The 21,990-nt window shown below is 64.4% G+C and carries 19 protein-coding genes; 6 read left to right on the plus strand and 13 right to left on the minus strand.

All coding sequences use genetic code 11. From position 1 onward, the window contains the following. Positions 1–4: 4 nt before the first annotated feature. Positions 5–535: a (2Fe-2S)-binding protein gene (locus tag M3I56_RS19480; protein WP_254355382.1), complete on the minus strand. Its 531-nt coding sequence runs from the start codon at positions 533–535 to the stop codon at positions 5–7. A gap of 17 nt (positions 536–552) precedes the next feature. Further along, a complete protein-coding gene (locus M3I56_RS19485) occupies positions 553–1,431 on the minus strand; it encodes a xanthine dehydrogenase family protein subunit M (RefSeq protein WP_254355383.1) in 879 nt (292 codons plus the stop codon). Positions 1,432–1,635: 204 nt separating this feature from the next. Here M3I56_RS19485 and M3I56_RS19490 point away from each other — a divergent pair, with 204 nt between their 5' ends. The 5 genes from M3I56_RS19490 (at position 1,636) to M3I56_RS19510 (ending at position 5,598) form a co-directional block, all read left to right on the plus strand. Further along, complete coding sequence (locus M3I56_RS19490) at positions 1,636–2,451, plus strand: LytTR family DNA-binding domain-containing protein (RefSeq protein WP_254355384.1); 816 nt, start codon at positions 1,636–1,638, stop codon at positions 2,449–2,451. A gap of 75 nt (positions 2,452–2,526) precedes the next feature. Continuing rightward, the gene (locus M3I56_RS19495; RefSeq protein ID WP_254355385.1) at positions 2,527–3,069 is read left to right on the plus strand and encodes a hypothetical protein; all 543 of its coding nucleotides are present in this window, start codon (positions 2,527–2,529) and stop codon (positions 3,067–3,069) included. A gap of 142 nt (positions 3,070–3,211) precedes the next feature. Next, the gene (locus M3I56_RS19500) at positions 3,212–3,826 is read left to right on the plus strand and encodes an AMP-binding protein (protein WP_254355386.1); all 615 of its coding nucleotides are present in this window, start codon (positions 3,212–3,214) and stop codon (positions 3,824–3,826) included. Then, positions 3,820–3,993, plus strand: a complete 174-nt coding sequence (locus M3I56_RS19505; RefSeq protein ID WP_254355387.1) for a hypothetical protein — start codon at positions 3,820–3,822, stop codon at positions 3,991–3,993. The genes M3I56_RS19500 and M3I56_RS19505 overlap by 7 nt, the downstream gene beginning before the upstream one ends. Positions 3,994–4,236: 243 nt before the next feature. Further along, a complete protein-coding gene (locus M3I56_RS19510) occupies positions 4,237–5,598 on the plus strand; it encodes an MFS transporter (protein ID WP_254355388.1) in 1,362 nt (453 codons plus the stop codon). A gap of 20 nt (positions 5,599–5,618) precedes the next feature. On the opposite strand, the gene M3I56_RS19515 is transcribed toward M3I56_RS19510, so the two are convergent. After that, the gene (locus M3I56_RS19515; RefSeq protein WP_254355389.1) at positions 5,619–7,847 is read right to left on the minus strand and encodes a SulP family inorganic anion transporter; all 2,229 of its coding nucleotides are present in this window, start codon (positions 7,845–7,847) and stop codon (positions 5,619–5,621) included. A 186-nt stretch (positions 7,848–8,033) separates the two neighbouring features. Between M3I56_RS19515 and M3I56_RS19520 the strand changes: the two genes are divergently transcribed. Next, positions 8,034–11,348 (plus strand): adenylate/guanylate cyclase domain-containing protein, encoded by a 3,315-nt coding sequence (locus tag M3I56_RS19520; protein ID WP_254355390.1) that lies wholly within the window; start codon positions 8,034–8,036, stop codon positions 11,346–11,348. Positions 11,349–11,376: 28 nt separating this feature from the next. Here M3I56_RS19520 and M3I56_RS19525 read toward each other — a convergent pair whose 3' ends face one another. The 10 genes from M3I56_RS19525 to M3I56_RS19570 all read right to left on the minus strand — a co-directional run. After that, positions 11,377–12,171 (minus strand): DUF899 domain-containing protein, encoded by a 795-nt coding sequence (locus tag M3I56_RS19525; protein ID WP_254355391.1) that lies wholly within the window; start codon positions 12,169–12,171, stop codon positions 11,377–11,379. A 290-nt stretch (positions 12,172–12,461) separates the two neighbouring features. Then, the gene (locus tag M3I56_RS19530; RefSeq protein ID WP_051481366.1) at positions 12,462–12,965 is read right to left on the minus strand and encodes a prolyl-tRNA synthetase associated domain-containing protein; all 504 of its coding nucleotides are present in this window, start codon (positions 12,963–12,965) and stop codon (positions 12,462–12,464) included. 64 nt (positions 12,966–13,029) lie between these two features. Beyond that, positions 13,030–14,445, minus strand: a complete 1,416-nt coding sequence (locus M3I56_RS19535) for an aspartate ammonia-lyase (protein ID WP_254355392.1) — start codon at positions 14,443–14,445, stop codon at positions 13,030–13,032. Further along, complete coding sequence (locus M3I56_RS19540) at positions 14,423–15,424, minus strand: LysR family transcriptional regulator (protein WP_254355393.1); 1,002 nt, start codon at positions 15,422–15,424, stop codon at positions 14,423–14,425. The genes M3I56_RS19535 and M3I56_RS19540 overlap by 23 nt, the downstream gene beginning before the upstream one ends. A gap of 76 nt (positions 15,425–15,500) precedes the next feature. Next, positions 15,501–16,826: an MFS transporter gene (locus M3I56_RS19545; protein WP_254355408.1), complete on the minus strand. Its 1,326-nt coding sequence runs from the start codon at positions 16,824–16,826 to the stop codon at positions 15,501–15,503. 344 nt (positions 16,827–17,170) lie between these two features. Then, positions 17,171–18,259: an asparaginase gene (locus M3I56_RS19550; RefSeq protein WP_309249171.1), complete on the minus strand. Its 1,089-nt coding sequence runs from the start codon at positions 18,257–18,259 to the stop codon at positions 17,171–17,173. A gap of 298 nt (positions 18,260–18,557) precedes the next feature. Then, positions 18,558–19,577: an amidohydrolase family protein gene (locus tag M3I56_RS19555; protein ID WP_254355394.1), complete on the minus strand. Its 1,020-nt coding sequence runs from the start codon at positions 19,575–19,577 to the stop codon at positions 18,558–18,560. 54 nt (positions 19,578–19,631) lie between these two features. Then, complete coding sequence (locus tag M3I56_RS19560) at positions 19,632–20,402, minus strand: 2-keto-4-pentenoate hydratase (RefSeq protein WP_254355395.1); 771 nt, start codon at positions 20,400–20,402, stop codon at positions 19,632–19,634. Continuing rightward, positions 20,399–21,439, minus strand: a complete 1,041-nt coding sequence (gene dmpG, locus M3I56_RS19565; RefSeq protein WP_254355396.1) for a 4-hydroxy-2-oxovalerate aldolase — start codon at positions 21,437–21,439, stop codon at positions 20,399–20,401. Before dmpG ends, M3I56_RS19560 begins: the two co-directional genes overlap by 4 nt. Positions 21,440–21,443: 4 nt before the next feature. After that, positions 21,444–21,990: acetylating acetaldehyde dehydrogenase (locus M3I56_RS19570; RefSeq protein WP_254355397.1), on the minus strand; the 547-nt coding region annotated here is incomplete at its 5' end.

Consider the following 21,990-nt stretch of genomic DNA (forward strand, 5'->3'; position numbering starts at 1 on the left):
GCGCTCAGTGCGCGTGTGCCGCGCCCGCTTCGATGAGCGGATGCGAGGTTTCGACCGCTTCGCCGCGCAGCTTGCGCGCCGCGTATTGCACGGCCTTCACGATGTTCTGATAGCCCGTGCATCGGCACAGGTTCCCCGCCATCCAGTAGCGGATTTCCACTTCCGTGGGATCGGGATTCTCCTGGAGCAAGCGGTACGCACGCATCAGCATGCCCGGCGTGCAGAATCCGCATTGCAGCCCGTGCTCCTGCATGAAGCCCTCTTGCAGCGCATGCAGCGCGCCGCCTTCGGCGAGCCCTTCGACCGTGCGGACTTCAGCGCCTTGTGCCTGCACGGTGAGCAGCGTGCACGACTTCACGGACATGCCGTTGAAATCGACGGTGCAGGCGCCGCAATGCGACGTCTCGCAACCGATATGCGGTCCCGTGTGCTGGCACTTGTCGCGCAGCGTGTGAATCAGCAGTTCGCGCGGCTCGACGACGACATCGACCTCGCTGCCGTTGAGGCTGAACGACACCATGGTTTTGCTGGCCATTTCGCGTTCTCCGTGAGTCAGGGGCGTGCTGCGTTCGCGGCCCGTTCGTAGGCGGTCTGGAGCGCCCTGCGGGTCATCTCGCCCGTCATCGCGCGCTTGTAGTCGGCGTCGCCGCGCAGATCCTCCACCGGATTGCACGCCGCCATCGCGAGCCGCGCCGCTTCGTCGAGCGCGCGTGCGTCGAACGGCTTGCCGACGAGGGCCTGCTCGGCGTCCACCGCGCGAATCACCGTGTCGCCGACATTCGTCAGAGCAATGCGCGCGTGCTCGACGTTACCGCCGCCGAGGCGCAACGTGACGGCCGCCGCCGCGGTCGCGAAGTCGCCGGTCCTGCGCTTGAGCTTCGCGTAGCAATAGCCGGTGCCGGGCTGCGGCACGGGAATGCGGATGGCGGTCATGATCTCGCCGGGCTCGAGCAGCGTGGCATAGGTGCCGACGAAAAAATCGTCCGCGGGCACCACGCGCTCGCCCGCCGCGCCTTGCAACACGAACGACGCATCGAGCGCGATCATCAGCGCAGGATGGTCATTGCCGGGGTCGCCGTGCGAAAGATCGCCGCCCAGCGTGCCGCGATAGCGAACCTGCGGGTCGGCGATCTGCCGCGCGCCCTCGACGATGAGCGGACAGCGCGCTTGCAGCAGCGTGGACCAGATCAGCTCGTTCTCGGTCGTCATCGCGCCGATCCACAGCGTGCCGTTTTCCTCGCGGATGCCCTTGAGTTCGGCCAGCCTGCCGAGATCGATCAGATGATCGGGCTGCGCGAAGCGCAGTTTCATCATCGGCAGCAGGCTATGGCCGCCCGCGAGCAGCTTCGCCGTTTCGCCGTGTGTGCCGAGCAGCGCGAACGCCTCGGACAAGGTTTGTGGAGCGTGGTATTCGAATGGGCGGGGAATCACACTGATCACCTTGTTGTCATTGCGCTGAAGTTCAGGATTTCACAATGCAACGCAGCAATTCAACGGGTTTTCTCGAACGGCGGCGAGGTTGCGCCGGGTGCCGGAAAACTTGCGTGAAAAGGGGAAAGGACATAAAACGGAGGCAGCGTCCCGCCGCCGCAGACGCCGCGCACAACGCCGCCGCAGCATCGGGGAGAACCCTGGATGAAACCGTTCGAGCACGCCATGCCGACCACCGACGCGCGACGCGCCGAGACCTTTCAGCACCGCCTCGAGCAGTTCAATCCCGGCGTGGTGTGGCTCGACGCGCAGGGGCGCGTCAGCGCGTTCAACGACGTCGCGCTGCAGATTCTCGGACCGGCGGGCGAGCAGTCGCTGGGCGTGGCGCAGGACAAGCTGTTCGGCATCGACGTCGTGCAGTTGCACCCGGCAAAGAGCCGCGACAAGCTGCGCTTCCTGCTGCAGTCGCGCGACGTTGGCGGCTGCCCCGTGAAGTCGCCCCCGCCGGTCGCGATGATGATCAACATTCCCGACCGCATTCTCATGCTCAAGGTGTCCCGCATGTCGGACATGAACGGCGCCTGCGGCACTTGCATGATTTTTTACGACCTCACCGACCTCACGACGGAGCCGTCGGCTGAGCCCACGGCGGAGTCGCTCGCCGGCGCGCCCACGCCGCCGCGGCGGCTCTTCAAGATTCCGGTGTACCGCAAGAACCGCGTGATCCTGATCGACCTGAAGGACGTCGTGCGTTTTCAGGGCGACGGCCACTACACGACGATCGTCACGAAGGACGACCGCTACCTCTCCAACCTGTCGCTCGCGGACCTCGAGTTGCGGCTCGACAGCAATACGTTTCTGCGCGTGCATCGCAGCCACATCGTCAACCTGCCGTACGCGGTCGAACTCGTCAAAGCCGACGACAGCGTGAACCTCGTGATGGACGACGGCGAACGCAGCGTCGTGCCGGTGAGCCGCTCACGCGCCGTACAACTGAAAGAGTGGCTCGGCGTGGTCTGAAGGCTGGCGCCGATCGCTTTACTTCTGCCGGCCAGTCTCCTTCGTCCTAGAATTCCTGTCAGGGGGCGAGACAACATGAAGCGCGAAGTGGTCACCGGGCTGCTGTGCGGCGCACTACTCGCCGGCTGCGTAACGGCCGGCGTCGAGGTCAGGCCCGAACAGATGGCAAACTTCAGGCACGGCGTCACGACGCTGCAAGACGTGATCGTCGCGCTCGGGCCGGCGTCGGTCGAAACCGCGCTGGACGACGGCTCGACACTGCTCGTCTACACCTACGTGACGTCGCGTCCGCATCCGGAAAGCTATATCCCGTTCATCGGTTCGCTGGTCGCCGGTGCCGACACCCACTCGTCCGCGGCCGTGTTCCTGTTCGATTCGCACGGTCTCCTCAAGAGCGCGAACAGCACGGGCTCGAACGTCGGCACGGGCATGACCGGCGCTCATAGCGGGCAGCCCAGAGCGCCCGCGCCCGTCGCCGAGGCGCCCGACGTGGGCAAGAGCATCCCACCGCCCGCCGTTCAGACCGCCCAGCCGACGCCGGAAGAAGACGTCGCGCCCGCGTCGCAAATGCCCGGCGAACCTCTGGAAATCAACGTTCAGCCGGCTCCCGTCGAATAGCCGTCGTGCTTCGCGCGGGAACGCGTATCCGATCGTGCGAGTACGTGCGCTACAGCACACTTGGCAAGCCGCAGCGAGAATACGCCAGGACTCCAAAATTAGAAGCAGCGAACGCCGAAGCAGTCCCGCAGCGGAGCACGAAATGTCAAACTTGCCCTGGCTTTCGCAATATCCCGCTGGCGTGGCGGCGGACATCGACCTCGAAGACTACCCCTCGATGGCCGTTATGCTGGAACAGGCCGTCGCGCGCTTCGGCGACCGGATCGCCTTTCATCAGTTCGGCGTGAATCTCACCTATCGCGAGCTGAACGAGTACTCCGCGCGCCTCGCCGCCTATTTCCAGAAAGACCTTCAGCTGACACCCGGCGACCGCATCGCGCTGATGTTGCCAAACTCCCTGCAACAGCCCATCGCGATGTTCGCCGCACTCCGGGCCGGGCTCACCGTGGCCAACGTCAACCCGCTCTACACCTCGCCGGAACTGGCGAATCTGATCAAGGATTCCGGTGCGCGGGCGATCGTGGTCATGGAAGTTTCCGCGGCCACGCTCCAGCAGGCGCTCGCCCATGTCGCCATCGAGCACGTGATCGTCGCGCGCGTGGCGGAGATGCAGAGCTTCCCGAAATCCATCCTTGTCGACTACGTCGCTCGAAAGAAGAAAAAGCTCGTGCCGGACTGGACGATTGCCGGTGCGATCACCTTCAGGACCGCCATGACCACGCGCCCGGCCGCGGAGTTCACGAGACCTTCGTGGTGAAAAAGGAGGCGGGGCTGGCCGAGTCGGAAGGCATCGAATTTGCGCGCACGAGCCTCACCGCCTACAAGGTGCCCAAGCAAGTGGTCTTCGTGAACGATCTGCCGAAAACGCTGGTTGGAAAAGTGCTGCGGCGACAATTGCGAGACCGGCTGGTGAATCAAATCTGACGTTATCCGCCGTCGAAAAAAAATTCGAAACGCGACGTCGTTTTGCCATCCCGCGACAGCACATTCTGATGTCGCTTCCAGCGCGTCATCATGTCGGCTTCGTTCTAGGAACGACATTTCTGGTCGCGTTAACTGTGCAAATCATCACCGTGCGACTTCAGCGTAAAACCGCTCGCCTCTGATGGCTTTCGCCATTCAGGGTGATACGCACGCCTTATTCAACGCACAAGGGACGGCCAGAGAATGAAAGCGTATCAGCCCAAAGTGGACCCCAAGACGCTTCGCAAGGTGATCGTTGCCGCTGCGGTAGGCAATTTTGTCGAATGGTTCGATTTCGCCGTGTACGGATTTCTGGCAACACTGCTGACTCGCCAGTTCTTTCCGAATGGCGACCCGGCGATCGCGTTGATGAAGACTTTCGCGGTGTTCGCCGTCGCCTTTGCATTCAGGCCGCTCGGCGGCGTCTTCTTCGGCGTGGTGGGAGACCGGGTGGGCCGCAAGAAAACGCTCGCCCTGACCATCTTGATCATGGCAGGTGCCACAACGGTCATCGGCTTCCTGCCGACCTACGCATCGGTCGGCATGCTCGCCCCCTTGCTGCTCGCGATCGTCCGCTGCGTGCAAGGCTTTTCCGCCGGCGGAGAATACGCCGGCGCCTGCGCGTATCTGATGGAGCACGCGCCGAAGCACCAGCGCGCGCGATACGGAAGCTTTCTGCCGGTCTCCACGTTCCTGTCGTTCGCGAGCGCCGCCGTGGTGGCATCCGGACTGGACGCCATGCTGTCGCCAGAGGCGATGAGCAGTTGGGGCTGGAGAATCCCGTTCATCGCCGCGGCGCCTATTGGCCTGGTCGGTCTGTATCTGCGCACGCGCCTCGGCGAGACACCATCGTTTGCCGCAGTCGAACACGATCATGACCTGGCGCACGCCCCACTGCGCGAAACGCTCAAGACCCAGGCAAGCGCGATCGTGCGCCTGGGTGCCTTCGTGTCCGTGACTGCGCTCTCCTTCTATACCTTCACGACCTACTTCGCCACGTATCTACAGGTCGTCGGTCATCTGAGCCGGGCCAGCGCCTTATTGGTGACGGTCATCGCACTCGTATTCGCCGCGGCCATCTGCCCGCTCGCCGGCCTCTACTCGGACGCAGTCGGAAGACGAAAAACCGTCTTCACGGCATGCGCCATCCTGATCGCCGCGGTTTACCCTTCTTTCGCGCTGGGAGGATCAGGGGATTTTCGATCGGCGATCGCCGGTGCATGCTTGCTTGCGCTCGGCGCGGTCTTGTCGGGTGTGGTCACCGCGGCACTGCTGTCCGAAATCTTTCCGACCCGGACGCGCTATACGGCTTCAGCGATCACCTACAACCTCGCCTATACGATCTTCGGCGGCACGGCGCCGTTGGTCGCCACGTGGCTGATCGAGTCGACGGGCAACAACATCTCGCCCGCTTTCTACCTGATCGCCGTCTCGCTGCTGGCACTGGTTGGCGGGATGTCCTTGCCGGAAACGTCGCGGATATCGCTCGACGATCACCCGCATGAAGGTGTGACGGAGCGCGTTGCGGCAAGAGGTCTGCAAGACGCGCCGCACAATTCAGTCTGACACGAACCCCCGTCCACCGCTCAGTAGGCCGCGCGCAGGGCCTCGGTGGCCAAGGCGAGGCGCGACGCAATGACCTTCACCAGGAAGCGATGAAACTGCTGGGCGGCTGCGGGGTCGTCTTGCTCGAGCGCAACGAGCGCGGCCAGCGACAGCCTGCGCACCCGCGTCGGCGCCTCGGCGAACACGTCCGCGCTGCGCGGCTGCTGCGTGTATACGGCCATTTCCCCGATGACCGTGCCCGGCAGGCAAACGCGCACCCGCACCGACCGCCCGTTTCCGAGCGGCAGCGAAACGGCAACCCGCCCGCGCTCGATGAGGTACAGCGCGTCGCCCGGGTCCCCGCGATGAAACAGCGCCTGGCCCGCCTGCAGATCCTGCACTTCGAGCCGCGTGGAGAGCGTGTTCAGCGCGCTGGCCGTGAAATGCGGCGCGAGCAGCGCGTGCAGGTCGTCACCGGAATTCGGTGCGAGCGCGCTCGACGCGAGCACTTGGTCCTCCACCCACTCCAGGCCCGCATCGAGCGTGTCGAATTCGCGAATCCGCAGGTTGAGCGTGCCGGTTTTCGTCAGCAGATCGCGCGAACGCGGCGGCAGCGCGGTCAGGATCAGGTCCGCGTCCATCGCCGCGCAGAGCTGCCGCAGCTTGACGAAGCTGATCGATACCGACGCGTCGATGCCCTGGGTCGACGCGAAATCAAGTACGACGAATCGAACCCGCACCGGATCGCGCTCGGCGAGGCGCTCGCGTATGCGCTGGAGGATCGAATTGGCCGTGCCGAAAAAGAGAAACCCTTGCAGGCACATGCCGCACACCTGTGCGCCGAGCCCGCGCAACGCTTCGGTCTCCTCGATATTGCGCTCGACATTCGAAGTCCGGGTGCGAAGGTCGAACTCCATGCGTATGCAGCTCACGCGGCCGTAGAGCAGCGTGAACATCACGCACGCCGCAATCACGCCTGCGCCCACGCCGATGAGCACGCCCCAGGCGGCGATCGTGCCGAGAATGACGGGCACGAGCAGGTACTCGTACCAGGCGAGCTTCGCCCAGGCGCCGACAACCCACTGCATGATGAGGCGCAGCCCCATGAAAAGCTGGAGGCCGACGAGCACCGGCACGGGAAAGAGCGCGACGAAACCGGGCGACGCCGCCAGCACGACAAGGCACGCGAGCGAGGCGAACACGCCCGCCATCCGGCTCGTCGCGCCTACGCGCGCGTTGAGCATCGAGCGATTGAACGACTGATAGCCGACCATTCCGCCCAACAGCCCGCTCGCGAGATTGGCGAGACCCGCGGCCCGCATCTCACGATTGAGATCGACTTCCTCGCCCGTCGCCGCGCCGATTGCCGTCGAATTCATCAGGATCGTGACTGCCGAAACCGACGTGACCACGAGACTCTCCGGCAGGTGTGCGGCGATCGCCGTCCAGTCGATGCCACCCTGCCCGAGCTGCGCGCTCAAGTGCAACCCCGGTAGCCCGGTGAGCCGCAGCGCCGCGCGCGGCAGCAGCAGCCCCATGGCGCGCGCTTCGTCGATCGACAGGCCCGCGGCGCGCAGCAGAACGTAGAAAAGAACGATGCCGAAGACCAGCGTGAGCGGCAGCGCTGCAACATGCTTCCAGCTGCGCATCAGGATAGTGGCCAGCACGCCTACCACGAGCGCAGGCAGCCACGCGAGCCAGTGAAGATGCGTCAACACCGCGAGCGTGCGCCATTGCAGTGACTCGCCCGTCATGACGCGAAACGCGCCGGCGAGGAGCAGATAGCCCGTGCCGGCGAGGAAACCGCCGAGGACCGGGTAAGGCAGGAACTGCAGCGAGCGGCTGCGCTTCGAGGAACCGATCGCGTAGAGCACGATGCCGGTCACGATCGAACAAAGCGCGATGGCGATCAGCACGGTGAGCAGGAGCGTCTGCGGGGAACCGCCGTCCGCACGCACGCTGCTCGCGACGCCTGCCGCCACACCCGCGAGAAACGCCGCCGCATTGCTGTCCGGGCCGCCGATGTTCAGGCGCATCGAACTCGTCAAGGCAATCACGAGCGCCGTGACGATACAGCTGACGAGGGCCGTGGGCACGCCGAGCATGGCGTAACGGGCCAGATCGGCGCTGAAGATCATCGTGCCGAGGCTCATCGCGTAGCACAGCATGACGAGCGCCGACACTGCGCCGGCCGCCAGATCGCCGGGCAGCGCCGCGACGCGCGAGCGCGGCGGGACGTCGGCGACGGTAACGGTCTTGCCCGGCTTCACGTGAATTCCCGGTGGAATGCGCGAGGCGCGATGGGGAGCGATCCAGTATCCGTCCGCGCCGGAAAGCCTGTCAAACGCCGTACGCGGCCCGTGGCGCGCGCCTACACTGGATATTCACCGGCACGATCCCCGACGGGCTCGGGGCAGTTCGCATCAAGCAACCGGCAGGGGATCCAGGCGGCGAACATGGATATTGAGCAATGGCTGCGCGCCCTGGGACTCGAGCAGTACGCGCACGCGTTCGCGGCAAACGATATCGATCTCTCGCTGCTCGCGCAGCTGACCGACGCGGATCTGCGGGAACTCGGCGTGCAGTCGCTCGGCCACCGCAAACGGATCCTCGCTGCCGCTGCGCCGAACCCGCCCGGCGCGGCTCTGCCCGTGGCGCAAGTGCCGAACGCACCCCACGCGCTGGAGATCCCCGCGGACGAACGCAGGCAGGTGACCGTCCTGTTTGCCGACCTCTGCGGCTTCACCGCGCTCTCGCGTACGCTCGATCCGGAGGAGGTGCGCGCGCTGATCGGACGCTTCACGGCGCTCGTCGACGGCATCGTGCTCGCCTGGGGCGGCACGACCGACAGGCATATCGGCGACGCGGTGATGGCGCTGTTCGGCGCGCCCCGCGCTCACGAGACAGACACGCTGCGCGCGGCGCGCGCGGCGCTCGACATCCACGAGGCGCTGACGCAACTGAGCGCGCAGGCGGCGCGCACGCTGCAGGCCCACATCGGCATCGCGAGCGGCGAGGTCGTCGCCGGCGCGCTCGGCTGCGTCGACGCGCGGGACTACACCGTGACCGGCAGTCCAGTGAACCTGGCCGCGCGGCTCCAGGTCGCCGCAGCGGCCGGCGAGACCTGGCTTGCCGATGACGTGGCGCGCACACTCGGCGACGCCGCCGTCTGCGACGCGCTCGGCGAACAGCGCTTCAAGGGCATCGACACGCCGGTGCGCGCGTGGCGGCTGCGCGCGATTTCGAGCGACCCGGCGGGCGAATCGGCGAAGACGGGTCAGAGCCTTTTCGTCGGACGAGAGGCCGAACTCGAGCAGTTTCACGGAATCGTCCGCGCGTGCATCGCGAGGCGGGCCGGCCACATCGTCCATGTGCGCGGCGAAGCGGGCATCGGCAAGACGCGTCTCGTCGACGAGATGCGCCGCTACGCGCAGACGCAGGGCTTCGAGATCCATCGGGGCCTCGTGCTCGATTTCGGCGTAGGCAAGGGGCAGGATCCCGTGCACACGATCGCCGGCAGCCTGCTCGGCCTGCCGGCCGGCGCATCGAGCGACGCGCGGCGCGCCGCCGCCGCGCGGCTCGCCGCCGAAGGCATCGTCAAAGCCGAACAGCTCGCGTTTCTCCACGACCTCATCGACCTGCCGCTCGCAGACGAATGGCGAACCGTCTACGACGCCATGGACCACGGCGCGCGCAAGCGTGGCAAGCAGGCGCTCGCCGCTAGACTGACCGGCGACGCCTGCAGGCGGGCCGCCACGCTGATCGTCGTCGAAGACCTGCATTGGGCCGAGCCCGAAGTGCTCGACTATCTCTCGGCCTTCGGCTCGGGCATCGCGAACGGCCCCGGCCTGCTCGTGACGACCTCGCGCGTGGAAGGCGATCCGATCGATGCGGCGTGGCGCGCGCGCTGCCGCGACACCCCGTTCGCGACGATCGACCTCGGGCCCTTGCGCCAGGACGAAGCGCTGAGCCTCGCAGGCAACTTCATCGACGCGACGCAGCGGGTCGCGCTCGCCTGCATCGAGCGCGCGGGCGGCAACCCGCTGTTCCTCGAGCAGCTCTTGCGCAACGCCGAGGAAGGCAGCGGCAACGCGGTGCCTGGCTCGATCCGCAGCCTCGTGCTCGCGCGGATGGACCGGCTCGCGCCGCGCGACCGCCTGGCCTTCCAGGCGGCTGCCGTGGTCGGACAGCGTTTTGGCATCGCGTTGTTGCGGCGGCTCATCGACGACCCCGGCTACGTCTGCGACGGCCTGCTCGCGAATGCGCTCGTGTTGCCGGAGGGCGAAGAGTTCCTGTTCGCCCATGCGCTGATCCAGGAGAGCGCCTATTCGACACTGCTGCGCGCGCGCCGGCGCGAGCTGCACCGCAGCGCGGCCGACTGGTTCGCGCACGGCGACCCCATGCTGCACGCCCAGCATCTCGACCGCGCCGAGGACGAACGCGCGCCGCAGGCCTACCTGGCCGCTGCGCTCGCGCAGCGCACGGCCCACCTGCTCGAGGCCGCGCTGCGACTCGCCGAGCGGGGCCTCGAGATCGCGCAGGCGGAAATGGACCGCCACACCCTGAGCTGTTGCAAGGGCGAGCTCCAGCGCGACCTTGGCGACATCGCGGGATCGATCGCGACCTGGCGCGCGGCGCTCGCGGCCGCCCCCGACGACGCCAGTCTGTGCCGCTGCCAGCTCGGGCTCGCGGAAGGCCTGCGGGTGAGCGAAGGACTCGACGAAGCGCTGGATCTGCTCGAGTCCGCGCAGCGGATCGCGGAACGCGACGACCGGGTGGCCGAGCTCGCGAGCCTTCACTATCTGCGCGGCAATATCTACTTTCCGCTCGGCAAGATCGATGCCTGCAGCACCGAGCACGAACGCGGGCTCGAGTACGCGCGGCGCCTCGGCCTGCCGGAGGCCGAGGCCCGGGCGCTCGGCGGCCTGGCCGATGCCGCCTACGCGCAAGGCCGGATGCGGACCGCGTTCCGCCATTTCAGCGATTGCGTGGCGTTGAGCCGCGAGCACGGGTGCGGCCGGATCGAAGTCGCCAATCTTTCGATGCAGGGCTTCAGCCGCATTTATCTGAACGAGCCGCGGCAGGCGCGCGAAGACGCCGTTGCCGCCGTGCGCGCCGCCGCGCTGATCGGGCAGCCGCGCGCGCAATTGCTGGGCGAGACGCTCGGCGTGTTCGCCTGCTACGAGCTAGGCGATATGCCGGCGACGCAGGTCCATCTGGAGCAGGAAAGGCGCGTGATCCTGCAATTGGGCGCGCGTCGGTTCGAAGCGCAGAACCTGGAAATGCAGGGGCGTGTCTGGCTCGCCGATGGACGCCGCGGCGAAGCCGTCAGGGCGCTGCGCGAGGCGCTTGCGATCTCGCGCGAGGTGGGCACGCAGTTCTCCGCGCCGAAGAATCTGAGCGCCCTCGCCTGCGCGGTCGACGAGCATGACGAGCGCACGCGCCTGCTGGCAGAAGGCGCGGACCTCCTGCGCCTCGGCGCGGTCGGACACAACCATCTCTGGTTCTACCGCGACGCGATCGAAGCGATGCTGGCGGCCCGCGATCCGGCCGGCGTGCTGCGCTATGCGAACGCACTGGATGACTACACGCAGCGCGAACCGTTGCCCTGGGCCGAGCTGTTCGCGGCGCGCGGACGCGCGCTCGCGCGCGTCCTCCAGGCCCCCGCGGACGAAGCCGCGCGAGGCGAGCTCGCGCGTGTGCGAACCGTGCTGCAGCAGGCAGGCTTCGAGCATTACCTGGCCGCGGTCGATGCAGCGCTTGCCGCTTGAGGCATACGTCCGGCCGAACAGGCTTCGCTCAAGCCGTTCCGTCCTTGTGCTGCTTGCGGAACGCAGCCTCGCCTGCGTCCGACACCTCGGCCCACTTCTTGTCGGGCGGCGCGTCTGCGGTGTAGCTGTCGTGCCAGTTCCACCACTTGTAGGTTGGGGTCTGGGGATAGCCCTCGGGCGAGTCCTCCCAGACCTCCTGGCGACCCAGCGGCGTCATGTCGAGGTAGTTCCAGGTGCCCCCCATTTGCTCATCGCCGCGATTGTTGATGAAGTAGGTGCGCAATACGCGCTCGCCGTCGCGGTAGAACACGTTCGTGCCGTGCCACTCGTCCACGCCGAAGTCGGCGTCGAAGCTGTCCGTGATGGTGAACCACGGTATTTCCCAGCCCATGCGTGCCTTCAGCCGCGCGATGTCGGCCTGAGGCGCACGCGAGACGAAGACGAGCGTGGTGTCGCGGGCGTTCAGATGGGCGACGTGGGCGACCTGGTCGGCCACCATGGAGCAGCCCCGGCAGGCATGGTCGGGCCAGCCGAACACGCCCGGTTCGAAGAATGCGCGGTAGACGATCAGCTGACGCCTGCCGTCGAACAGATCCAGCAGGCTGACTTTGCCCGCAGGCCCTTCGAATGCGTATGCCTTCTCCACCGCCATCCAGGGCATTCGGCGGCGCTCGGCGGCCAGGGCGTCTCGCGCCCGGGTCAGCGCCTTTTCTTTCACAAGCAACTGCTGACGCGCCTCTTCCCACGCCTGCGACGAGACGACCGGTGGAGTGAGCATGGCTGGCTGTCCGCCTTTCCTTCCGTTTTCGGCTGATGAACTCATGGCTTTTGCGACCTCCTGAATTGGGCAAATTCCTGCGGCGCGATGGCGTCCGCTACGCGTCGCTCGTTGGGTGACGTGAGTAGTTTGCTACCGGGAATCGGAGGTTGGGAGTAACAAGTGTGGCGGTATTTCGAGGGAGTGCTGAGTGGGGTCGTCGGGCTGGGCCCGGCACCAGCAAGGCGGTCAGCGCCTGCGCCTTGACCACACCATAACGGTCCGGCAATTCCGGCAAGCGTGATCCGCTTTGCCCTTCCCCGACATCGCGAGCATTGCCAGCATGAGCTGGCGCTTCAAGCCGGTCGTCTCTCTCCGAGGGCGTGCCACGACGGGGCGTGACCAATGCGCTGCAGAAAGACTTCGAGGTCTCGCCTCGACAACGCGATCGTCGCTGTGCTATCGAGAGGATGAAACAGAAAGACCCGTTCGTGCTCAAGGTCGTTGTCGATCACGAGGCGAACATGATGAGCGCCGTCATTGACCAGGGCCAGTGGGCTCAACGAGCCAGGCCTAACCCCAAGCAGATCAAAAAGACGATCGGCCGAAGCAAACGACAGCCGCTTGCTGTTCAGCGTCTTCGCAACTGCGGACAGATCCAGCGATTTATGTGCAGTCGTCACCACGAGGTATAAACCGCCCTGCTTGTCCTGCAGCAGAAGATTCTTGCAGCGTGCGCCGTCAAGCGACAGCTTGAGCGCCCCGGATTCCGCCATGTTGAGTACCTGCTCGTGGAACTCACATTCAAACGGCACGTCCTGCTGCTCCAGGAGTTCCAGCAATTCGTCCCTTTCCATCATTTCCCGTTCAATCCAGAGTGTTGCACATGCCGGCCGCCACCTTGCGCGGCCAGCCAGCAGCCGATCACCTCGGCTCAAATACCGGGTACGAGGCCGCATCGATCAGCGACAGGGTATCGTCGCGCGACAGCAGCCCGGATTCGTCGAGAATCTGCACCAGTGGCCGACCCTCCGCAACCGACTGTCGCGCCAGTTTGCTGACACGAGCATATCCAAGCTTTGGCACGAGCGCTGTGGCCACAGCCATCGAGTCCATCAGGTGTCGCTCATTGCATGCAACGTCGGCGGTGATGCCGGCGACACACTTCTGCGCAAACCGCTCGATGCCGTTGGTCAGCAGCATGATGCTGTCGAACACACGGGAGGCCACGACGGGCTCGAAGTGATTGATTTCCAGTTCGCCATACTGGACAGCCTGAGCCACCGCGACATCATTGCCGATAACCGCAAAACTCAACTGGATCATCGCCATCGGCAGCACAGGATTCACCTTGCCCGGCATGATCGACGAGCCGGCCTGCGCCTCCGGCAGGCGTAGCTCCCCAATTCCGCCTACAGGGCCGGAGGAGAGCACCGTCAGGTCCGATGCAATTTTCGCAATCGACGCCGCACAGGTGCGAAGCTCGCCCGAAACGCGCGAGAACACGTCCATATTCTGCATCGCGTCAAACGAGTTTGCCGGCGCGACGTAGCCAACGCCTACGATTTCCGAGAGGTGTTGATAGACCGCGGATCGATACCCAGCCGGCGCACCAAAGCCCGTACCGATCGCCGTACCACCCAGCGGCAGCGTACGCAGCTTGTCGCGAACCGCCATCAGTTCCTCCGCGAGACGTCGCGTAAGCGACGCATATCCGCCGAAAAGCTGACCGAGACGCATCGGCTGCGCATCCTGGAGACACGTACGGCCGAGATGAAGGACGTCGGCAAACTCGATCGTCTTGCGATCGAACTGCTCAGCCAGTTGCTCTACTTCCGCAATGAGCGGTCCGAGCATCGCGTACGTCGCAATCTTCAGCGCGGCTGGATACACGTCGTTCGTGGACTGCGAGCGGTTGACATGGTCGTTCGGATGGATCACGTCGTACGAGCCTGGCTCGTGACCCAAAAGCTGTTGCGCCCGATTGGCGATCACTTCGTTGAAGTTCATGTTCGTCGACGTGCCACCCGAGCCCTCGAGCAAATCGACGATCAGTGAGTCACGAAACTTGCCTTCGATGATTTCCTGGCACGCACGGCTGATTGCATCGCCTTGTTCCGGCGTGATGACATCGGTGTCCCGATTCGCGAGCGCGGCCGCCCATTTGCACTGCGCGAAAGCCACCGCAAACGCCGGATAGTGGGCAATGCTGAGAGGAGAAACCGTCAGATTGTCGACGCCCCTCACCGAGTTGACGCCATACAACTTCTCGACCGGAATATCGACTGCACCAACGTAGTCGCGCTCGATACGCGTTTCAGCTTTGGCTTGACTGTTCATTTGAGTTCCTGTTTCCAACATCAATCAGTTGTTCAATTTCCTGACCGAGAGCTTTTTTCACTCGCGGGAGAAACGATGTTTCGATCACTTCGGATGCCGTATCGCATGCATCTTCGAAAAAGGCGCTGTATTCGTCGCGCCTCGCCACCAGATACAGCGACCGTTCGAGGCCCAGCCTGTCGACGACGTGGCGCGTCACCCCGTCCGCGTAGGCTGCACCCTGTAGCAGACACATCGGCGAGGTCACGGCCCAGCCGATGCCCTCGGCCACCATCGAAGTCAGCGCGTCAGCGTTGTCGAGCTCCAGCCGGGTCGGTGTGCGCACCTCAATTCGACGCAGATAGCGCTCGATCTGCATGCCGACCTGTGACTTCCGGTTAAAGCGCACGATGGGCAATGCGTCGGCCAGGGCCCGGATGTCCTCCACGCTTCGGACCGACTTGCGGAAATCCCGGGGCGTGATGACAAGGTACTTCTCGGACAGGAGCCGGAACCGCACTACGTCATTGGCGTCGATCAGCGCGTCGCTCGTGACGATGAGGTCCAGGTCGCGCCGCAGCAGCGCCTCGCCTTGCTGCGGGCTCAATCCCGTACGGATAGACAGTTGCGATACCTTCTCCAGCAGCCGCTTCGTAAAAGCTGAGCCACAGGTGGCCGCGAACGAGTCAACAAATCCGATGCGAAGATCAGGCTTGATTCCCCGCCCCGCTTCGACGACCTGCGCCTTCAGATTGGCGATCTCCTCGCTGAGTACCGCTCCGCGGTTCCTCAATGCGATGCCGTATGGCGTCAACGCGAGGGGACGGGTCGTGCGATTGACCAGCACGACCCCCAGTTCGTCTTCCAGCTGGCGGACGATCTGCGAGACACCCGATTGGGAGATGCCCATGCGCGCGGCCGCCCCGGACATGCTGCCTTCCTCCGCCACGGCGACGAAGACCTGCACCGCATACATATCAATTGGCTTGTTGAGCGACACGATGGGCTCTCCCATAGTTACGGCCAGCAGACATTGCCATGAGTGCGCCAACGTGGGAGCGCCGGACGCCAGGGTTTCAGTGGCGATGTCCCACTGTGTGCAGGCTCACGTTCTGGGCACCGTCCACCGCGGGCTCGTTGCCGCCCTGGCCAGAACCCATATCCGAAAGACTTTCCTTGCCCGTTTCCGGTGCGAACAAATGACAGAACACGCCACCGAACACCAATACGGCCACGCACACACCGAGCGCCGCGTGAATGCCAACCTGTTGCACGGCCACGGGCAGGAGAAACGTACTGATCGCGGAACCGAACCGGCTGGAGGCAACGGCCAGCCCGACGCCTGACGCGCGCAGGTGGGTCGGAAAAAGCTCGGGCGGATAGACGAATTCGAGGTTCGCCGCCGCCGAGAGAATGCAGGCGAAAATGCCGAACGCGAGTATCGTGCCGAGCGGCCCGAATCCGGCGTAAGCGAGCACCGCCAGTCCGATCGCTGCGAGATAGAAGCTGCCAATGAGAAACGCGCGGCGCGAGAGCCTGTCTACGATGAGCAGTCCAAAGATTGCTCCGGCGAACAGCAGTACGTTATAGACAAGTCCACCGACAAAGCCGTCCTTGACCTGCAAGGCTTGCAGTACCTTCGGAGAGAAGGTTCCGAGCGCAAAGTATGGAATGACCTGGCACGTATAGAACACGCAGCCGACCAGCGTGTTTCTTCTCCAGCGGGCCGAGAACAGTTCTGACCAGGCACCACGACGTCGCTGGGGCGCGGCTGCCGGTGCAGGCAGGATGGTTTCCGGACCGAACTTTGCGCGGATGATTGCCAGTGCCTCGTCCTTCCGGCCGCGTTTCATCAGCCACATGGGCGACTCGGGTACGCCGAGACGGAACGGCAGGATCAGCAGTGCCGGCAGTCCACTGGCGGCCAGCATGATCCGCCATGCGTCGGGGCCGATATCGCGAAGGGCAAACCCGGCCAGGTACGCGCAGACGTAACCCGCCGCCCAGGCTGCCGCGAGCACACTCAGGAGGCGGCCACGATAGCGGCGTGGTGAGAACTCCGTGACGAGCGATTTGCTCACGACATAGTCGGCGCCGAGAATCAGACCAAGCAGCACGCGCAACACCAGCAACTGGGTCGGCGAAGTCACAAAAAATTGCGCTGCGGAAATCACCGCGAAGAGCAGCATGTCGAAGGCGAAAATGGTGCGCCGGCCGTATCTGTCCGCCACGGGACCGGCAAACATGCTGCCAAAGAACAGGCCGGCAAGGGACGCCGCACCGAGTGCTCCCATCCAGAGCGCGTTCAGGTGAAGAGCCCCTGCAGCCATGCTCACCGCGATGCCGATGATGCCCAGCACGAAACCGTCGCTGAACTGTCCGCCTGTACCGCTGAACGCCACGCGCAAGTGGAAACCGCGCAGCGGAACGTCCTCCATCAATATCTGCTTGCTCACTTTCGTCTCCTGGACTCTGGTTATCAGCGAGGCGCCTGCCTGCGCCTTCTGAAACCAGTGTAGGGAGTTGGATTCAAGAAAACAGCATGTCCGGTGTCAGTATCAATAATTCTAATACTATGTCACGCGGAGGTTGAAATAGATCGCCTCAACGTACGCCAACCGGTTGAGGCTCGGACAGGGGGCCGGCTCCGGGGTCTCCTGGAACGGCACGCGGCGCGGCGGTGCTTTGGCAGCACCGTCGCGCCTGAACGAATCATCTTCACCGTCCCTCAGCCGGCGAAAGCGATTCAAAATTCGTGAAGCATTGCCTGGATGCTCGACGGCTCTTTGGTCGCCGTGAGCGCGAGCATCAGGAGAATGCGGGCCTTTTGGGGGTTCAGATCGTCACCGAGAAGACCCACATAGGCCGGATCTTCCGGTATGAATCCGCCCCCTGTCCGGGAAGAGCGGACCACAATCACCCCTTGGGCGATCGCCTTCCTGATTGACGGAAGAGTGAGAAGCGATTCGCTGCCTGCTCCAACGCCTGCGACGACAATGCCCTTTGCTCCGTGAGCGACTGCGGCGTCGTACATGTAGCCGCCGTCATTCTGATAGCCGTAGACAATATCGACTTCCGGCAGAGAATCGAGCTTCGACACGTCAAACGGCGTTGCAGTGGTATTGCGTTTCAACACGGACGTCTCGAAGTGAGGAACCTCGTCCACCAGCGTGCCCAGGTAGCCGGCGTCGTTTCCCTTGAACGTATCCAGCGTCGTGCCATTGGTCTTCGTGGTGTAGCGAGCCGAGCCGATCCGGTCGTTCAGCACGATCATGACGCCGTGACCGCGGGCCTCCGGCGACGCGGCAACCGTGACTGCCTGCAGGAGGTTGCTCGGACCATCGGCACTGATGGCCGTCGACGGCCGCATCGATCCCGTGACCACCACAGGCTTGTCGCTCTTGACGACAAGATCAAGAAAATAGGCCGTTTCCTCGAGGGTATCGGTGCCGTGGGTCACCACGACACCCGCGATGTCCGGTTGAGCAAGAAGCTGATTCACGCGCTTCGCCAGTTTCAGGAGGATATCGTTGGTGATGTTCTCGCTTCCGACATTCGAAATCTGTTCACCGGACACCTGTGCAATCTTGCCCAGTGACGGGACCGATTTGAGAAGCGCGTCAGCCGTCAGTACGCCTGGCTTGTAGCCCGTTGTCTGCGTCTCACTCCCCGCAGTACCCGCGATCGTGCCGCCGGTTGCCAGCACCGCTACGTGGGGCAGTTTTTCGGGGGATGTGGATTGCGCCATGGCCGGCGCCACTGAAAACAGACAGAGCGCAAGACCGGCGCAGAGCCGGCCTAAGTAGTCGCTCATATGAGCATGGTTGTCTCTCACGGGATGTCTCCAGATTGGAAGAGTGAAACCCTGGATAGCCATCAAAATCGGCGTATCGCTGAAGACGAGTGTAGTGACACATTCAGGAAATCAAATCAGGCGCGGGGCACCATTAAAGAAACTGATAGTGCGGTGTACGGAAGATGAAGATGTGCGCATTCCTGGCGCTTCATTCGATCCCGAAATTTATATGAATTCCATATCACGAATCCGAACATGAACTTCTCAATCGATCATCCCAGCACGAAAAGCCCCGCATAGCGGGGCTCTCCTGTTCGATTGCGGAACACTGGTACGGTTACGCGGCCGCCTCCAACGCTGCCAGACCGAAGAACTTCTGGGCATTCTCGCCACTCAGCAGCGCCTTGGCACGCGCACTGAAGCCCGGGTGAGCTTCAATCAAGTGGCCGATCCGCTGCTCGCCGAGCGGATAGGGATAGTCGGAGCCGAGCAGCACGCGCTCCTCGCCCATGACGCTCACGAGCAGTTGCAATGCGCCCGGATCGAACACCGCGCTGTCGACCGAGAAGCGGTCCACATACGACGAGGGCAACTGCGGGCAGTTCTCTCGCACGATGTCGCGCTCGCGCCATGCGTTGTCCACGCGGCCAAGCAAGAAGGCGAAGCTGCCGCCACCGTGCGCGAAGCACAGCTTCAGCGAGCGCGGAATGCGTTCGAAGGCGCCCGAGAGAATTAGCGAGAGAATGCTGAGTTGCGTCTCCGCCGGCATCGCGACAAGCCAGGGGAGCATCCACTTCTTCATGCGGCCGTCGGTCATCATGTCCCACGGATGCACGAGCACGGGAATGCCTTCGTTCGCACAGTGCGTGAGAAACTGTATCAGGCTCTCGTCGTCGAGATCCTTTGGGCCGACGTGATTGCCGATCTGTACGCCGCGATGGCCGGCCGCAAACGCGCGCGTCGCCTCGGCGCAGGCCAGGTCGACGTCCTGCAGCGGCACTTGCGCGAGCGTGACGAGCCTGGTCGGCGCCGTCACGCACAGTTCGAGCGCCCGGTCGTTCATGCGCTGCGCCCATTCCAGCGCCGTCTGCGCCGGATAGCGATAGCCGAACAGGATGGGCGTCGCGCACATCACCTGCACGTCCACGCCAAGTGCGTCCATCTCTTCAATGCGCCTTACGGGATCCCACAGCGGGCGCGTCACGGGACGGAACGGCCGGTCGCCGCTCATGATCATGCCTGTCTCACCGCTCGCATCGAGCGCGAGCCACGGTGCGTCTCGCGCGTCGAAGCGCGCGGCTTCCTCCTGCGTGATCGGCGGAAAGAAGTGGGAATGGATGTCGATTCGCAATGTCATTGCCTGAAACTCCGGCTTTTGCCGCTTCGTATGTTGAGGTCTATCCGGCGCTGCTCAACCGTGGCGGCGCGTCGTGAATTCCACCCGGCCGAGACCGCCGATCACGCACTGCACGTGCAGCCCGGGCGTCAGGGCCTGGGCGGCCGTTGCAGCGCCCGCCATGATCAGCGAGCCAGCCGGCAGCACAACTTCAGCGTTGGCAACGAGACGGGAAGCCTGCACGATCGAGCGCAACGGGTCACCGAGAATCGCGCCCGTCGAGCCGATCTGCACGTCCCGGCCGTCAAAGCGCATCAGCACCCCCGCATTGCGCAGCCCGTCGAAGCGCCGAGACCACGGTCCGATGACGAGGCCGGCGCTCGAACAGTTGTCTGCGATCACGTCTTCGAGCGTGAAGCGGAACGCCTCGTAGCGCGAGTCGATGATCTCCATCGCGGGCGCAGCGGCTTCGAGGTATGCATACGCTTCGAGCGCCGTGAGCGGGCGGTCAATATCGCGCTTCGTCACGAAGCACACCTCGGGCTCCACACGCGGGTGAATGAAGCGGTCGAGATCGACGGGTGCGCCGTCCTCCTCGAGCATCGTGTCGGTCAGCCAGCCCCAGATCAGGCTGTCCACGCCCATCTGGATCATCTTCGCGCGGCTTGTGAAGCCGAGCTTGACGCCGATGGTGCGCTCGCCTCGCGCCTCACGGCGCGCGATCGAGGCTCGCTGGATTCGATAGGCGTCTTCGATCGGGAATGGCGTGCTGGTGCTCAGTTGCTCGACGGCTCGCGCCTCGCGGGCCGCATCGTCGAGATAACGTGCTGCGTGTTCGATATTCATTGGGCCACCACCCTCGCCGGCTGCCGTTGCTTCGCTTCCAGCAGATCGAGCGCCACGTCGACGATCATGTCTTCCTGGCCGCCCACCATCCGGCGCTTGCCCAGTTCGACGAGAATGTCCACCGTCTTCAGGTCGTACTTCTTCGCGGCCACTTCCGAGTGGCGCAGGAAGCTCGAATACACGCCCGCATAGCCGAGCGCGAGCGTTTCGCGGTCCACGCGAACCGGGCGGTCCTGCAGCGGGCGCACGATGTCGTCGGCGGCGTCCATCAGCGCGTAGAGGTCGGTGCCATGATTCCAGCCCATGCGTTCCGCCGCGCCGATGAACACTTCGAGCGGTGCGTTGCCCGCACCCGCGCCCATGCCCGCGAGCGACGCATCGATGCGGTCGCAACCTTCTTCCACCGCCACGATCGAGTTCGCCACGCCCAGCGAGAGGTTGTGGTGCGCGTGCATGCCCGTTTGCGTTTCGGGCTTGAGCACGGCTTTCACCGCGCGGAAGCGGTCGCGCACGTCGTTCATCGTCAGTGCGCCGCCCGAGTCCACCACGTAAATGCAGGTCGCGCCGTAGCTTTCCATCTTCTTCGCTTCGACGGCGAGATTTTCCGGCGTGGTCATGTGGCTCATCATCAGGAAGCCCACCGTGTCCATGCCCAGTTCGCGGGCGTACTCGATGTGCTGCCTCGAAATGTCGGCTTCCGTGCAATGCGTGGCCACGCGCACGATGCGAGCGCCCGCGTTGTAGGCCGCCTTCAGGTCGTGAATCGTGCCGATGCCGGGCAACAGCAGCGTGGCGATCTGCGCGTGCTTTACCACGTCGGCCACGGCTTCGATCCATTCGAGGTCGCTGTGCGCGCCAAAGCCGTAGTTGAAGCTCGAGCCCTGCAGGCCGTCGCCGTGAGCGACTTCGATGCTGTCCACCTTCGCACGGTCCAGCGCGCGGGCGATGTCCTGCACGTTCTGGATCGAGTACTGGTGGCGGATGGCGTGGCTGCCGTCGCGCAGCGTCACGTCGGAGATGTAGAGTTTCTTGCTCATGGTCTTATTCCTCCACGCTCAGAAGCGTCTGCGCCATGCGTTCGGCGGTGGCGAGCGCGGCGGAAGTCATGATGTCGAGATTGCCTGCGTAAGCGGGCAGATAGTGCGCGGCGCCCTCCACTTCGAGGAACACCGAGGTCTTCAGGCCGCTGAACTTGCCGAGGCCCGGAATATTCAAGGGCGCGTTCGCGGGAATCTCGTCGAACTGCACCTTCTGCTTCAGGCGATAGCCCGGCACGTAGGCGTGCACCTTCGCGACCATCGCTTCGATGGACTGCTCGACCTTCTCGCGGTCAGCCATCTCGGAGAGCGTATAAACCGTGTCGCGCATCATGACCGGCGGCTCGGCCGGATTCAGCACGATGATCGCTTTGCCCTTGGCGGCACCGCCCACCACTTCGATCGCCTTCGAAGTCGTTTCGGTGAACTCGTCGATGTTGGCGCGCGTGCCGGGGCCCGCCGACTTGCTGCTGATCGACGCGACGATTTCGGCGTAGTGAACCTTCGCGACGCGCGACACCGCCGCGACCATCGGAATCGTGGCCTGACCG

The organism is Paraburkholderia sp. CNPSo 3281 (assembly GCF_024206515.1).
Classification (GTDB): Bacteria; Pseudomonadota; Gammaproteobacteria; order Burkholderiales; family Burkholderiaceae; genus Paraburkholderia; species Paraburkholderia nodosa.

Coding starts and splice junctions, on each gene's coding strand:
- M3I56_RS19535 (WP_254355392.1), bottom strand. CDS start 14,445: ATGAACAGTCAAGCCAAAGCTGAAACGCGTATCGAGCGCGACTACGTT.
- M3I56_RS19525 (WP_254355391.1), bottom strand. CDS start 12,171: ATGAGTTCATCAGCCGAAAACGGAAGGAAAGGCGGACAGCCAGCCATG.
- M3I56_RS19495 (WP_254355385.1), top strand. CDS start 2,527: ATGAAGCGCGAAGTGGTCACCGGGCTGCTGTGCGGCGCACTACTCGCC.
- M3I56_RS19480 (WP_254355382.1), bottom strand. CDS start 535: ATGGCCAGCAAAACCATGGTGTCGTTCAGCCTCAACGGCAGCGAGGTC.
- M3I56_RS19530 (WP_051481366.1), bottom strand. CDS start 12,965: ATGATGGAAAGGGACGAATTGCTGGAACTCCTGGAGCAGCAGGACGTG.
- M3I56_RS19510 (WP_254355388.1), top strand. CDS start 4,237: ATGAAAGCGTATCAGCCCAAAGTGGACCCCAAGACGCTTCGCAAGGTG.
- M3I56_RS19520 (WP_254355390.1), top strand. CDS start 8,034: ATGGATATTGAGCAATGGCTGCGCGCCCTGGGACTCGAGCAGTACGCG.
- M3I56_RS19555 (WP_254355394.1), bottom strand. CDS start 19,577: ATGACATTGCGAATCGACATCCATTCCCACTTCTTTCCGCCGATCACG.
- M3I56_RS19500 (WP_254355386.1), top strand. CDS start 3,212: ATGTCAAACTTGCCCTGGCTTTCGCAATATCCCGCTGGCGTGGCGGCG.
- dmpG (WP_254355396.1), bottom strand. CDS start 21,439: ATGAGCAAGAAACTCTACATCTCCGACGTGACGCTGCGCGACGGCAGC.
- M3I56_RS19560 (WP_254355395.1), bottom strand. CDS start 20,402: ATGAATATCGAACACGCAGCACGTTATCTCGACGATGCGGCCCGCGAG.
- M3I56_RS19490 (WP_254355384.1), top strand. CDS start 1,636: ATGAAACCGTTCGAGCACGCCATGCCGACCACCGACGCGCGACGCGCC.